This window comes from Flavimobilis sp. BM9, assembly GCF_058313055.1.
This window is the reverse complement of record NZ_JBZEMO010000004.1, coordinates 287,913-301,844: the sequence shown is the minus strand read 5'-3', so window position 1 is coordinate 301,844 and position 13,932 is coordinate 287,913. Positions and strand designations below refer to the sequence as shown.

Below are 13,932 nucleotides of genomic sequence, written 5' to 3'. Positions count from 1 at the left end.
GCCACGCTCACAGTCCCGCCAGCTGGGCCTCGCCGCGCGACGCGAGCCGGTCGCGCAGGCGCGCCGCCTCGGCGGGCTCCAGACCGTCGATGGTCGCGTCGGTCCCCGGCGCCGCGGTGTGCAGCTGCACGGACGCGATCCCCAGGGCGCGCGCGAGCGGGCCCGCCGTCACGTCGACGTACTGCATGCGCCCGTACGGCACGACGACGAGCGAGCGGAACATCACGCCCTTGCGCAGCAGCAGGTCGTCCTCGCGCTCGACGTAGCCGATCGCACGCACCTGCCGCCAGATGACGGTCGCCGCCCACAGCCACACGAGGGCGAGGACACCAGCGCCGATCCACACCCACGGCGTCACGAGCACGGCGACCACGGCGGCGCCGATCGCAGGGAGTCCGAGGAAGATCGCCGCGAGGATCTGCCGGGCGATGACGAGCCGCGAGGAGACGCGCTGCCACGCGATGCCCTCCGGGTCGAACGGGTTGCTCGCGGCCGTGCCGCGCGCGCTCGTGGGAGTCAGCTCCGAGGTCATGCGCCCATCCTCCCACCGTCGAGCACCTTCGGGTCCAGCCGCAGGTCCCCCGCGGCCGCGCGCCCGAGCACCTCGGCGAGGTGCTGAGCCGCGGCGGGCTCGAACGGCCCAGCCGTGACGCGCACAGGACCTTCGACGAGGTGGACGTCGACACCGACGACACCCGCGCGCCGCAGCAACGGCCCCTCGTCGAGAGCCACGCCCTGGACATGGCGCAACGGCACGAACGTCACCCGTGGTGCGAGCCGGCCGGTACGCACGAGGAGACCGTCCGCAACGATCGCGGCGACACGGCAGCGCCACGTCCACGGGTAGAGCCACCACGCCCGCGCGGGGACGCGGAGCACGCTCACGGGGGCGCCGTCGACCTCCGGGTCCGGGACGACGACGTGGTCGGCGGCCGGCCACACGTCCCGCAGCAAGCGCCTGTCCACACGGGCGAGGTCCGGGAGCGCTGCCTGGGCGACCGCGAGCGCCGTCTCCGCGCCCGCGGCCGTTACGACGGCGCCGGACATCTCGTCGTCGTCCTCTTCCGACTCGTCCGCCGCCTCCGAGGCGCCCCCCAGGGCCGTCACGGTCCAGAGGTCGGCGCCCCACCAGGCTGGTCGCCTGCTGAGGCGGACGGCGTGCGTCCGCCCACGGCGCAGCGTGCGAGTCGTCAGGGTCCCGAGCCCTGACGTCACGACGAGACCTTCGGGCGCCGACGCCACGGTGCGTCCCAGGCTCGAGTCGAAGGACTGCCACGCCCTGCGGCCCGCGAACGCGAGCGCTGCGAGGCACGGGAAGAGCATCTCGGAGCTGCCGCTGACGAGCGCGACCGCCGTGCCCACGACCCCGACCAGCGCGGCAGGCAGCAGCGGGTCGCGGACGACGAACGCCCGCACGACCGTGGCCTTGTCGGTCACGGCGAGCGGGTGCGCGTCGAGCAGCGCGGGTTGCGTGGGTGTGCTGGCGAGCGTCTGCTCCCGCGCGGCCGGCGCCTTTTCGTCGCTCGCGTCCCGAGCCGCGACGAGCAAGCGGGCACGCAAGTTCTCCGCGCGGTCGCGCGGCAGCGAACCGATCGTCGTCGCGTCGTCGCCCACGGCTGTCATCACCTTCACCGTCGCGAGGCCCAGCACCCGCTCCCCCAGCCCGACCGTGAGGTCGACACGCTCGATGCGCTCGACCGGGGTGGTCGTGTGCCGGCGGCTGCGTCCGGTGTACCGCTCGTGCAGCAGCCCACCGTCGAGCGCCCACGCCGTCCTTCGCCGGACGAGCTCCGACCAGACCGTCCCGAGGAGCACGAGCCCGACGACGACGCCCGCACCGACCTGCACGCGCCCTGCCGACGCGAGCCGCTCGAGCGCACCGGCCATCGACGCGACGTCCTCCGACTCCCGCAGCACGAAGTACCCCGCGAACGCCGTCAGCCACAGCACGGTCGACACCCACGTCGCGGCGGCGGAGCCCGGGTGCGCGCGGAACCACGCGCCTGCGTCCGCGACAGCGGCGGCCTCGCCGCCGGTCGAGGTCTGGGTCCGCTCCTCTGTCGGCGCGTCCTCCCTGGGCGCGTCGGCTGCCAGGTGCTCGGCGACCAGAGCCCTGGCCGCCGCGTCCGGGTCGGTCACCCGTCGGCCCGCCCGCGTGAGGATCTCGGCGCGGAGAGTCCGCGCCTGGTCGGCGGCCAGCCCGCGGACGGGGAGGCCGAACCCTGGCACCTTGACGACGAGCGACGCGAGCCCGAGCCGCGAGTCGACCAGCCCCTCGGTCAGCTCGACCGCGCGCACGCGCGACCACGGGAGCGCGGACGACGAGCGCACGACGACGCCGCGCTCAGCCAGGAGCGCGTCCGCCGTGCAGGCCCAGCGCTGCGCGCGCACGTGGGCGCGCGCAGTCGTGAGGATCAGGACGAGCCACACGGCGAGCGCGCCGGCAGGGATCCACGCCCAGGTCGCCCACGCGACGGCGACGACCGCCCACAGAGCGGCAGGCAGGCCGAGCCACCAGAGCGCCGTCTCGCACCGCGCCCGGACCTGCTGGGGCAGCGGCCCCGACCAGTGGACGGTCTCGTCAGCAGGCACCGCTCCCCCTCTCCGCGGACCCCCTGCCCGCGTGCGCGAGCATAGCCGGGATCCTCGGGCGGGTTCCTCGGGCGAGCTCCTCAGGCCGGCTGACCGTCGGGCTCGGCGCCGCGGCCACCAGGGCCGTCGACGTCGTCGTGGGGCGACGCGATACGGCACCAGCGCTCGACGACGCACCCGGCGACCGTGAGCACGACGGACAGGAGCGCCGCGGCGCCCGCACCGATCGCCCGGTCACGCATCGGCTCGAAGCCGAGGTCGCCGACGACGAGCAGCACCTGCGCCGCGTACCAGCCCGTGAGCCCCGCGCCGGTGAGCGCGGCCGCCTGGGCCAGCACGAGGGTCCGTGCCGCACGAAGACCGTCGAACGACGGCCGCCTGCCGCGCAGGTACGACCGCACCTGGAGCCCCGCGACGACCACCCCGACGCACAGCAGCACGAGGCCGACGTGCACCGGCCATCGGACGGGCGCCAGCATGGTCCCGCGGCCGCGCGCCTGATCCAGGAGAGCCCAGCCGATCGCCGCGACAGCGAGCGCGACGACGACGAGCCACCGCAGGCGCAGACCGCGAGTCACTGCCCGGGGCCCCCCTCAGCGAGCGGCGTCGGGGCGGACGGCTGCACGCGCGTCGGCGGCACGTCCTCGACCGAGCCCTCACCGGGCTCCTCGTCGAGCCAGTCGAGCGCGAGCCAACGCACACCCTGCAGGTCCGGGGCGGTCGCGGCGAGAGCGTCGACCGGGCCGCCACCGAGACCGGGCAGCACGGCGCCCGGCTCGATCTGGTCCCACGGCTGCAGGACGAACGCCCGCTCGTGCGCCCGCGGGTGCGGCAGCTCGAGATCGTCGGTCACGCCCGTGACCTGGCCGTACGTGATGATGTCGATGTCCAGGGTGCGCGGGCCCCAGTGCTCGGTGCGCACGCGTCCGTGCACCTGCTCGATGTGCTGGCACAGGTGCAGCAGCTCACGGGGAGCCAGGAACGTGCGCACCATGATCACCGTGTTGAGGAAGTCCGGCTGCTCGGGCCCGCCGACCGCGGCCGTCCGTGCGAGCGGCGCGACGGCCTCGATGTCGATCACGCCGGACGACTCGAGCTCACGGACCGCCTGACGCAGCGTCGCGCGGGGGTCGCCCAGGTTGGCGCCGAGCGCGAGGATCGCCCGGACCGGCTCGGACGGGACCTCGTCCATGCGGTCGCGCTCGCGCGGCTGCTCGGGCTGCTCCGCTGCCACGGCGGGCGCTGCCACGACCTCCGGCTCGACGTCGGGCACCGCGGCCGCGTCAGGAGCGGTGACGGCTGCGAACGGGTGCGCCGAGACCTCCGCCACGAGCGGCACGTCCGTCACGGCGCCCGCAAGCTCGGGTGCGGTGACGGGGGTGAACGGGTGGGGGGTGTCGGCGATGTCCGCCAGCCCGGCCCGCTCACGAACCGGCTCGGCCTCCTGCGAGCTCACCGGCGCGAACGGGTGACCGGGGACCGACGTGACCGGCGGCGCGACGACGGGAGCGGCCTCGACGTCGGGGGCAGTCACGGGTGAGAACGGGTGACCGGGGATCTCCGCGGGCGGCAGCACGTCCGACGCCGGGGCGTCCTGTGCCACCGGCGCGGCCTTGTCCGCGTCCTCGGCAGTCGGCTCGACGTCGGGCACGTGCCAGGTCTCGAGCGCCCCGAGCAAGGCAACCGGCTCGTCCTCCGGGAACGGGATGAGATCGGGACCGTCCTCGACCGCTGGGGGCTCCGGCGCGGCCTCGGCCTGCTCCTCGGCAGCGGACTGCGGGTCGACGACCGCGTCGGCGACGGGCTCGGCCTCCGCAGACGGACGGTCCTCGAGGAGGGGCAAGGCCTCCGTGGCGGCGGGCGTGGACCCCGTGGCAGGGGCGGTCTCCACGGCAGCCGCCGCAGTCTCGCGCAGGGGCGCGAACGCCGAGGTGCGGCGCGGGACGTCCCCCAGGGTCACGAGACCCTCGACCGGTGCGGTGCTCTCCACGGGAGCGACGGCATCGACCGGTGTGGCACTGTCGACGAGCGCCGCGCTATCGATCGGGGCCTCGCTATCGATCGGGGCCTCGCTGTCGATCGGAGCGAAGGCGTCGACCGGGGCGAAGGCGTCGGCCGGGGCCGCGCTCTCGGCCGGCGCGAAGGCGTCGGGTCGCGCAGGCGCGTCGCCCGACGACGCCTCGTCAGCGAACACCGAGACGTCCGCCGAACCTGCGGCGTCGGACGACGCCTCGTCGGGCGAGGCCGCGGGCGCGGGCTCCTCCACGGCGTACGGCTCGTCGTCGAGCGCCGGGACGGGCATCTCGATCGTCGCGTCGAGCGGAGCGACGTCGAAGCGTCGCGCCGGGGCGGGCTCGTCCACCGCAGGGACAACCGCGTGGCTGGCGTCGGACGGCAGGACGGGCTCGCCCAGGTCGTCCGTGCTCGGCGGGAAGGTCATGCCACCTCGCAGGCTCGCGCCGCCCGTACCCGGGCGCGCGCCGCCGCTCGCGAACGTGCCACCGCCCGGCAGCGCGGCGCCGCCCAGGCCCGCTGCAGCACCGAGCGCACCAGCACCGAGGGCACCGAGGCCGCCTCCCAGCGCATCCTCACGCACGGCCGCGTCGGTGGTCGCCGCCGCGTCGCCGTCGGCGCTAGGCACGCCCTCCAGGGGGGCGACTTCGAGAGAGGCAGCCCCGAGGGGCAGCTCCTCGACCGGCACGTCCCCGCTCCCGATCTCGACCGCGGCGTCGTCGGCGGCCGTACCGTCGGCCCGGTCGTCGCTCGCGAACAGCATCGCGTCCGCGCCGAGAGGGGCCTCGACCGAAGCCGGAGCGCGCTCGAACGCGGGCTCCGCGACGGCCTCGCGGTCGTCGTGCAGCGACGGCAGCGATGCGACCGACGCAGCAGGCAGCGCCTGCGGGTCGAACCGCGCAGCGGGCAGCTTCGTCCGGTCACGGTGCACCGCGACGACGACGTCGTCGAACGGCACCGGCACGGGCGCGTGCGGCTTGTGCACGAACACGTCGACCGCCCCGACGATCGCGTGGTCCATGACGACCGACGCGATCTGCTCCGCGAGCGTCTCGACGAGCTGCACCGCCGGGCCCTCGATGACCTCGACGACCTGCTCGGCGAGCGTCGCGTAGCTCAGCGTGAGCGACAGGTCGTCGCCCGCCGCTGCACGTCGGGTATCGAGGTGCACGACGACGTCCGCGACGAACACCTGCCCCTCGGCGCGCTCGTGGTCGAGCACACCGTGGTAGCCCTTCGCTCGGATGCCCGTCAGGCGCACCTGATCGAGCGGCCGACCGTGCTGGTCGGCGACAGAGCCGGGATGTGGCAGGGACACGTGGTCCTCCAGAGTCGTCAGTCGTGGCGCCGTGCGGACGCCCATCGATGGGCGACCCGTACCGCGTCGACGGTGCCAGGAACGTCATGAACTCGCACGCACCACGCTCCGGCTGCAGCCGCGAGCGCCGAGATGGCTGCGGTCGCACCGTCGCGAGCGAGCGGAGGAACCGGCTGCCCGTCCGGTCCAGCGAGCAGCCTACCGAGGAATCGCTTTCTTGACGCCCCGACGAGGACGGGCAGGCCGACGTCGAGAAGCTCGTCGAGCCTGCCGAGCAGCGGCCAGTTCGCCTCGCCCGGCTTGGCGAAGCCGAGACCCGGGTCGAGCACCACCTGCTCGCGCCGCACGCCCGCAGCCTCGAGCGCCGCGAGGCGCTCGAGCAGCTCACGCCGCACGTCGGTGACGACGTCGGCGTACTCCGCGAGCCCGTCCATGACGTCGGCATGACCCCGCCAGTGCATCGCGACGTAGACCGCGCCCGTGCGCGCGACGACGTCGTACATGTCCGGGTCTGCGAGGCCGCCTGAGACGTCGTTGATGATCTGAGCGCCCGCCGCGACCGTCGCCTCGGCGACGGACGCGCGCGTCGTGTCGACCGACACGACGGCGCCTCGCGAGACGAGGTCACGCACGGCCGGGAGAACGCGCCGCAGCTCTTCGTCCTCGGGTACGCGCTCCGCGCCAGGCCGGGTGGACTCGCCACCGACGTCGAGGATGTCGGCGCCCTGCGCCATGAGCAGCACGCCGTGCGCGATGGCAGCGGCCGGCTCGAACCACTCGCCGCCGTCGGAGAACGAGTCCGGGGTGACGTTGACGACGCCCATGACGAGCGTCCGGTCGAGCGTGCTCAGGCTCTCCGGGAGAGGTGACGGGTGGCGCGGGACGTCAGCGGGAGGCACCCCTCCATGCTAGTCGGGGCGTCCTGCGCCGGACCCGGCGCCCGGTCGTCAGCGGCCGAGGATGAGGCTCATCGCCTCGGCGCGGGTCGCAGCGTTGCGCATCTGCCCGCGCACGGCCGAGGTCACGGTCCGCGACCCAGGCTTGCGCGCCCCGCGCATCGACATGCACAGGTGCTCGCACTCGATCACGACGATCACGCCGCGCGGCTGCAGGTGCTGGACGAGAGCGTCCGCGACCTGCGACGTCAGGCGCTCCTGCACCTGCGGGCGGCGGGCGAACACGTCGACGAGGCGCGCGAGCTTGCTCAGGCCGGTCACGCGCCCGTCCACGTTCGGGATGTAGCCCACGTGCGCGACGCCGTGGAACGGGACGAGGTGGTGCTCGCACGTCGAGTACAGCTCGATGTCCTTGACGAGGACCATCTCGTCATGACCGATGTCGAACGTCGTCGACAGGACGTCGGCCGGGTCCTGGTACAAGCCCGCGAACGTCTCGGCGTAGGCGCGCGCGACCCGAGCCGGGGTCTCCTGGAGCCCCTCCCGGTCCGGGTCCTCGCCGACGGCGAGCAGGAGCTCGCGCACGGCTGCCTCAGCACGCGCGAGGTCGACGTGGCCGGCGGCGACAGCAGCGCCGGCCTCAGGCGTGAGGTGCTCGCTCATGGTGACCTCTCTCAGGGCTGGACGGTGCCGCCGTCGGGCACGGGGCCCTGCGGGTCGGCCGGGTGCTCGTCGCGCGCCGCGCCCTCGTCCTGCGGGACGATCGGCTCGTCGCCACGCGTCTCCTGCTCCGCAGCGGTGAGCACGGGCGGGCGGTCCGAGACGGAGCGCTGCTCGCTCGACAGCCACACCTCGCGTGCTGGCCGCTTCTCGACCGGGGCGAAGATCTCGGCGAGCTCCGCCTGGTTGAGCGTCTCCTTCTCCAGCAGCTCGAGGACGAGGTGGTCGAGCACGTCGCGGTACTGGACGAGCACCTCCCACGCCTCGTCGTGGCCCGACTCGATGAGCTTGCGGACCTCGTGGTCGACCGTGCCGGCGACGGCCTCGGAGTAGTCGCGCTGGTGCCCCATGTCGCGACCGAGGAAGGGCTCACCCGAGCCGGAGCCGAGCTTGATCGCGCCCACACGCTCGCTCATGCCGTACTCGGTGACCATCTTGCGGGCGATCGCGGTCGCCTTCTCGATGTCGTTGGACGCACCCGTCGTGGGGTCGTGGAACACGAGTTCCTCGGCGACGCGCCCGCCCATCGCGTACGCGATCTGGTCGAGCAGCTCGTTGCGGGTGGTCGAGTACTTGTCCTGCGTCGGCATGACCATCGTGTAGCCGAGGGCACGGCCGCGCGGAAGGATCGTCACCTTCGTGACCGGGTCGGTGTACCGCATCGCCGCCGCCACGAGCGCGTGACCACCCTCGTGGTACGCGGTGATCTTCTGCTCCTTGACGTTCATCACGCGGGTGCGCTTCTGGGGTCCCGCGATGACGCGGTCGATCGCCTCGTCGAGCGCGCGGTCGTCGATGAGCTGGGCACCCGAGCGGGCCGTGAGGAGCGCCGCCTCGTTGAGGACGTTGGCGAGGTCCGCACCCGTGAAGCCGGGCGTGCGGCGGGCGACGGTCGCGAGGTCGATGTCCTCGACGATCGGCTTGCCCTTCGCGTGCACGGCGAGGATCGCCTCGCGGCCCTTGAGGTCAGGCGCCTCGACGGCGATCTGCCGGTCGAAGCGGCCAGGCCGCAGGAGCGCAGGGTCGAGGATGTCAGGGCGGTTCGTCGCCGCGATGAGGATGACGTTGGCCTTCGGGTCGAACCCGTCCATCTCGACGAGGAGCTGGTTGAGCGTCTGCTCGCGCTCGTCGTGACCGCCGCCCATGCCCGCACCACGGTGGCGGCCGACGGCGTCGATCTCGTCGACGAAGATGATCGCCGGGGCGTTCTCCTTCGCCTGGTGGAACAGGTCGCGCACGCGGCTCGCGCCGACACCGACGAACATCTCGACGAAGTCCGAGCCGGAGATCGTGTAGAACGGGACGCCCGCCTCGCCTGCGACGGCACGTGCGAGCAGGGTCTTGCCGGTCCCGGGCGGGCCGTAGAGCAGGACACCCTTGGGGATCTTCGCGCCGACCGCCTGGAACTTGGCGGGCTCCGCGAGGAACTCCTTGATCTCGTGGAGCTCCTCGACCGCCTCGTCGGCACCGGCGACGTCGGCGAACGTGACCTGCGGGCTCTCCTTGCCGACGAGCTTCGCCTTGGACTTGCCGAAGCCCATGACGCGCGAGCCACCGCCCTGCATCCGCGACATGAGGAAGAAGAACAGCACACCGATGATCAGGAAGGGCACGAGCACCGAGATCATCGACGTGAAGAAGCTGACCGTCGCGATGTCGGAGTTGTAGCCCTTGGGCGGGTTGGCCGCGACGACCGCGTCGATCACGTCCTCGCCCTGCGGCTGGACGTAGAGGAACTCGACCGTCTTGCCGAAGTCCTTGTCGCCGACCTTGAACGGCTCGGTCAGCGTCAGCTGGACCCGCTGGTCGCCGTCGACGACGAGCGCCTGCTCGACCGTCTTGCCCTTGAGGAGCTGCAGCCCCTGGGACGTGTCGATGCGCTCGACCTTCGTCCCCGTGAACAGCGAGAAGCCGACCCAGACGAACAGGGCGGCAAGAGCGATCCACAGGTACGACGCGCTGGCGATCTTCTTCATGGTCATCTGCTCGGGGGCGTCCCCGGTCCTTCCGCTCGCGGTGCTCTCAGGAACGCTACACGCCGAAACTGGAGGAGACCTGATTGTTCGCCGAGGGCGTGGGACGGTCGCCGCACCCGGTCACATCCCAGGTGGGAGGGGCTCGGAACGAGCGTGCCTCAGCTCTCGTAGACGTGCGGGGCGAGCGTGCCCACGAACGGCAGGTTGCGGTACTTCTCCGCATAGTCGAGGCCGTAGCCCACGACGAACTGGTTCGGGATGTCGAAGCCGACGTAGCGCACGTCGAGCTCGACCTTGACGGCGTCAGGCTTGCGCAGCATCGCAGCGATCTCGACGCTCTTCGGGCCGCGCGAACGCAGGTTCGAGAGCAGCCACGACAGCGTCAGGCCGGAGTCGACGATGTCCTCGACGATCAGGACGTTGCGACCGGTGAGATCAGCGTCGAGGTCCTTGAGGATGCGGACGACGCCCGACGACTTGGTGCCGGAGCCGTACGAGGAGACCGCCATCCAGTCCATCTCGGCCGGGTGGTGCAGACGACGCGCGAGGTCCGCCATGACCATGACGGCACCCTTGAGCACACCCACGAGCAGCAGGTCCTGGCCCTTGTAGTCCTCGTCGATCTGAGCAGCCATCTCCGCGAGGCGGTCGTTCAGCTGCTGCTCGCTCAGCAGGACGGACTCGAGGTCGTTCCCGATGTCGGACAGGTCCACGACGAAGTTCTCCTCAGGGTGCGGGGGTGCCCGCCGAGCGGGCGTGCAGCACAAGCCTGCCACAGGATCGCGTTCCCTCGACGCGCCCCGGGAGGGGCACCGCCCCCTGGCCGCGCCACGCGACGAGGAGGGCATCGAGCGCGAGGACGTGCGTCCGCGTGAGCGCTCCCGCGAGGCTCCCCGCCTGGACGGCCGCAGCGCGCAGCGCCCGACGCCGCACCGCCGCGGGCGCCGCCGCGAGCGTCGCGACGTCGTACCCCTCGTCCTGCGGCCCGTCCGCAGCGCGGGCGAGGAGGTCCTCCGCGAGACCGGTGAGCGCGTCGTCGTCCTCGCGCAGCTGCTCAGCCGTGCGGGCGAGCGCGGCGGGCACACCCGGCCCGAGCACGTCCTCGAGGACAGGAAGCACGCGGTGCCGGACCAGCGAACGGCGCGGCCCACCGCCGTCCGGCGTCGGCACGTTCGTCGGGTCGTGCCAGACGTCGAGGCCCAGCTCGGCGCACACGCCCTCCGTGTCCGCGCGGGTCAGGTCGAGGAAGGGCCGACGGAGCCGCCCACGCTCGGCGCGCATCCCGGCGAGGGAGCGTGCGCCCGCGCCGCGCGCCAGGCCGAGGAGGACCGTCTCGGCCTGGTCGTCACGCGTGTGCCCCACCAGGACGACGCCGCCCGGCGCCCTCGCGGCCGCGACCTCTGCGTCGAGCACACCCTCGAGCGCCGCGTACCGCGCGGCTCGCGCCGCGGCCTCAGGGCCGCCGTCGGTGCCGACGTCGACACGCACGACCCGCGCGCTGAGCCCGAGCCCCTCGCACGTCGCGGCGGCGTACCGCGCCACCTCGGCGGACGACGCCTGCATCCCGTGGTCCACGACGACCGCGCGCACCACGAGCTGTCGGCCCGCCCGCGGACCGCCCGTCTCGTGAGCGACGCACGCCGCGAGCGCGAGCGAGTCCGCCCCGCCGGAACAGCCGACGACGACGACCGAGCCCACCGGCAACGCCTCCAGGACCTTGCGGACCGCTCTGCGGCCCGCGACGAGACGGGGCTGCGGCAGGCTCATGCCCGCGAGCGCCCGCCGAGCCCGACCCGCCGGCTCCACGCGGCCGGGTCGTGGATCTCCCGAGCGGTGGGCAGGTGCTCGGGCGCCTCCCAGACGACGTTGAGCGCGTCGCAGCCGTGCGCGCGGCGCACGGCCCGGACGAACGCGGCGCCGTCGGTGTACTGCGCGAGCTTCTCCTCGACGCCCAGCAGACGGCCGACCTGACGGGCCAGCCCCGTCGCGCTGCGGCGTCGAGCGTCGAAGCCCCGCCGGATCTCCTCGACGGACGGCACGATCGACGGACCGACGGCGTCCATCATCACGTCGGCATGCCCCTCGAGCAGCGCCATGACCGCTCCCACCTCGGCCACGACCTCCCGCTGCGCGGGCGTCAGCACACGGTCCGTGAGCGACGCCTCGCGCCCCGCCGTGACGAAGCGCTCCGCGGCCTGCCACCACGAGCGCAGACGCGCGGGAACCGACCCTTCGCCGTGCTCCCGGCCCGTCCGCACGACGTCGTCGAACAGCGTCGCGACGCGCGCGCGCAGGTGGTCGGCGAGCCACGGCGCTGCGGCGAGCTGGAGCGCGTGCGTCTGCTCGTGCAGGCACACCCACAGCGCGAAGTCGCGTGCTGGCGCGCCGAGCGCACGCTGCGCGCCGAGGATGTTGGGCGCCACGAGGAGCAGCCGGCCGGGCGCGGGCGCGAACGGGTCGAACTGACCCAGGATCCGGGTCGAGAGGAGCGCGAGGCCGCCACCGATCTCGGCGCCGCCCGCAGCGCGCGCGAGCGCGCCGGGCCGCGAACCGCTCGGCGCGAGGTCTGGGAGCAGGGAGCGAGCCGTGCCCGCCGCAGCCCGCACCCACGACGCCCGGTCCACGACGAGGACCTCGGAGAGAGCCCCGGGCGCGGACGTGTCCCGACCGTCCGCCGGCGTCATCCCCGTGACGCGCAGGACGTGCGGCACGGCGTCCTGGGCAGCGGAGCGCAGCAGGGCGACGTGCGCCGCCAGCTCGTCGCGGGAACCGGTCGGCCCCGCCGGGACGAGCCCGCTGCCGATCGCGTCGGCGACAGTCCAGTCCACCGGGTCCGACGGGGCGGTCACGAGCACCCGCAGCCCGTCAGGCGCGTCGTGAACGCGTCGACCGCCGCGCGCGCGTTCCACGCGCCGCCCTCGGGCACCTTGTCCGCCATGACCACGAAGACGAGGAGCCTGCCGTCGGCCGTCACGGTCGTGCCCGCGAGCGACGTGACGCCCGGCAGGGACCCGGTCTTCGCGCGGACGAGGCCGCGGGCCGGCGAGATCGTGAAGCGCTCGTGCAGCGTGCCCGACAGTCCGGCGACCGGGAGGGCCGCCGCGACGTCCCGCAGGTGGGGGTTGTCCGGCGAGACGATCTTCAGGAGCAGGTCGACGAGCACGATCGGCGGGACCGACGAGCCGTCCCCGAGACCCGAGCAGTCGGAGAGCCGGACGGTCGAGGTGTCCACCCCGAGCCTTCCCACCGCCGCGAGCACGGCCGCGGTCGCGCCGTCGAACGACGTCGGCAGACCTGCTTCCGCAGCGACGACCCGTCCGACGACCTCCGTGATCGAGTTGTCGGAGGTCTGCAGGAAGTACGCGACGACGTCGGAGAGCGGGGCCGACGAGACACGGCCCGTCTCGTCGCCGTCGGCGGGCGCCGTCGCGCGGGTCACCGAGCCGTGGACGGTGACGCCGACCTCGGTCAGCGCCGCGGCGAACTTCTGCGCCGCCGCGAGCGAAGGGTCCGCGAAGCGCGGGACGTACTCGCCCTCGACGCGTCGGCCGACGTCGACCGCGAGCGCGGTCACGGGTGCGACGTAGCCTGCCTCGACGTTCCGCTTGTCCCACGTCGGTGACACCGTCGGCCCCGAGAAGAACGAGTCGTCGAAGCGCAGGTTCACGGAGTCGATCCCGGCGAGCTTGAGCGCCTGCGCAGTCTGCGCAGCAAGGTCCGCGAGGCCGGCACGCCCGTTGACCACGGACGCGTCACCCCGGCCGGCCGCGAGCATCATGTCGCCGCCGCCCACGAGGAAGAGCTGGTCGCCGTCGCCGAGGACCGTGCGGGTGTCGAGCGTGTGGTCGGGCCCGGGCGACCCGAGTGCCGCGGCCGCGGTGAACAGCTTGGCGGTCGACGCGGGCGTACGACCGATCGTGGCTCCGGTCCCCGCGATGCCCGTCCCTGTCAGGGCGTCCGCGACGAGGACGCCGACGGCGGGACCGACCTTGTCGTCCTCCTCGGCGAAGCTCGACACGAGATTTTCGACCGCTGTGGCGGACGGCACAACGGCGTCTGGGGAGAGCGGTCCGAGCCCGGGCGCGAGCTCGGTCGCCCCGACCGCCGCGTCGACGCTCGGGAAGGGGGCCGCCGGGGCCGGGACCGGCGCATTCGTGAGGAAACCGGGCACCGTGTCGGTGATGTCGGCGACGACGTAACCGCCGCCCGCGAGGAGCACGAACGAGACCGTCAGCCCCGTGACGCGCGCCGCGAGCCCCATCGTCACGCCTTCCCTCGATCGATCATCGTTCACAACATACGCTGTCCGTGCGTCACACTAGAGCAGAGCCGCGGGCGGCTGGATCTGCGACGACGCGGACCGCCCCCGCACACGAGTCGATACGCGCCCGGACTGGCACGCACGCCAGCCGTGGCA

Annotated in this window: 11 protein-coding genes; all 11 read right to left on the bottom strand. The window is 73.6% G+C overall.

The features are described 5' to 3' along the window. Positions 1-7: 7 nt before the first annotated feature. The 11 genes from AC4F3Q_RS09240 to dacB all read right to left on the bottom strand — a co-directional run bounded on the left by AC4F3Q_RS09240 (position 8) and on the right by dacB (position 13,776). Positions 8-532 carry a PH domain-containing protein gene (locus tag AC4F3Q_RS09240; RefSeq protein ID WP_491039710.1) on the bottom strand — a complete coding sequence of 175 codons (525 nt, stop codon included), beginning with the start codon at positions 530-532 and terminating at the stop codon, positions 8-10. Beyond that, on the bottom strand, positions 529-2,592 hold the full coding sequence (locus AC4F3Q_RS09235; RefSeq protein ID WP_491039709.1) for a PH domain-containing protein: 2,064 nt from the start codon (positions 2,590-2,592) through the stop codon (positions 529-531). Before AC4F3Q_RS09235 ends, AC4F3Q_RS09240 begins: the two co-directional genes overlap by 4 nt. A gap of 80 nt (positions 2,593-2,672) precedes the next feature. Beyond that, entirely contained in the window at positions 2,673-3,170 is a 498-nt protein-coding gene (locus AC4F3Q_RS09230) for a DUF3180 domain-containing protein (RefSeq protein WP_491039708.1), read from the bottom strand. Beyond that, positions 3,167-5,923: a 2-amino-4-hydroxy-6-hydroxymethyldihydropteridine diphosphokinase gene (gene folK, locus AC4F3Q_RS09225; RefSeq protein ID WP_491039707.1), complete on the bottom strand. Its 2,757-nt coding sequence runs from the start codon at positions 5,921-5,923 to the stop codon at positions 3,167-3,169. Before folK ends, AC4F3Q_RS09230 begins: the two co-directional genes overlap by 4 nt. A gap of 17 nt (positions 5,924-5,940) precedes the next feature. Continuing rightward, positions 5,941-6,822 (bottom strand): dihydropteroate synthase, encoded by an 882-nt coding sequence (gene folP / locus AC4F3Q_RS09220; RefSeq protein WP_491039706.1) that lies wholly within the window; start codon positions 6,820-6,822, stop codon positions 5,941-5,943. A 48-nt stretch (positions 6,823-6,870) separates the two neighbouring features. Beyond that, positions 6,871-7,482: a GTP cyclohydrolase I FolE gene (gene folE, locus AC4F3Q_RS09215; protein WP_491039705.1), complete on the bottom strand. Its 612-nt coding sequence runs from the start codon at positions 7,480-7,482 to the stop codon at positions 6,871-6,873. A gap of 11 nt (positions 7,483-7,493) precedes the next feature. Beyond that, complete coding sequence (gene ftsH, locus AC4F3Q_RS09210) at positions 7,494-9,521, bottom strand: ATP-dependent zinc metalloprotease FtsH (protein ID WP_491039704.1); 2,028 nt, start codon at positions 9,519-9,521, stop codon at positions 7,494-7,496. A gap of 152 nt (positions 9,522-9,673) precedes the next feature. Next, positions 9,674-10,228: a hypoxanthine phosphoribosyltransferase gene (gene hpt / locus AC4F3Q_RS09205; RefSeq protein WP_168448128.1), complete on the bottom strand. Its 555-nt coding sequence runs from the start codon at positions 10,226-10,228 to the stop codon at positions 9,674-9,676. Positions 10,229-10,241: 13 nt separating this feature from the next. Continuing rightward, a complete protein-coding gene (gene tilS, locus AC4F3Q_RS09200; RefSeq protein ID WP_491039703.1) occupies positions 10,242-11,282 on the bottom strand; it encodes a tRNA lysidine(34) synthetase TilS in 1,041 nt (346 codons plus the stop codon). Continuing rightward, positions 11,279-12,364: a zinc-dependent metalloprotease gene (locus AC4F3Q_RS09195; RefSeq protein WP_491039702.1), complete on the bottom strand. Its 1,086-nt coding sequence runs from the start codon at positions 12,362-12,364 to the stop codon at positions 11,279-11,281. The genes tilS and AC4F3Q_RS09195 overlap by 4 nt, the downstream gene beginning before the upstream one ends. Further along, positions 12,361-13,776, bottom strand: coding sequence for a D-alanyl-D-alanine carboxypeptidase/D-alanyl-D-alanine endopeptidase (gene dacB / locus AC4F3Q_RS09190; RefSeq protein ID WP_491039701.1), 1,416 nt, complete (start codon positions 13,774-13,776; stop codon positions 12,361-12,363). Before dacB ends, AC4F3Q_RS09195 begins: the two co-directional genes overlap by 4 nt. Positions 13,777-13,932 lie beyond the last annotated feature (156 nt).

Coding starts and splice junctions, on each gene's coding strand:
- AC4F3Q_RS09240 (WP_491039710.1), bottom strand. CDS start 532: ATGACCTCGGAGCTGACTCCCACGAGCGCGCGCGGCACGGCCGCGAGC.
- folE (WP_491039705.1), bottom strand. CDS start 7,482: ATGAGCGAGCACCTCACGCCTGAGGCCGGCGCTGCTGTCGCCGCCGGC.
- ftsH (WP_491039704.1), bottom strand. CDS start 9,521: ATGACCATGAAGAAGATCGCCAGCGCGTCGTACCTGTGGATCGCTCTT.
- tilS (WP_491039703.1), bottom strand. CDS start 11,282: ATGAGCCTGCCGCAGCCCCGTCTCGTCGCGGGCCGCAGAGCGGTCCGC.
- dacB (WP_491039701.1), bottom strand. CDS start 13,776: ATGGGGCTCGCGGCGCGCGTCACGGGGCTGACGGTCTCGTTCGTGCTC.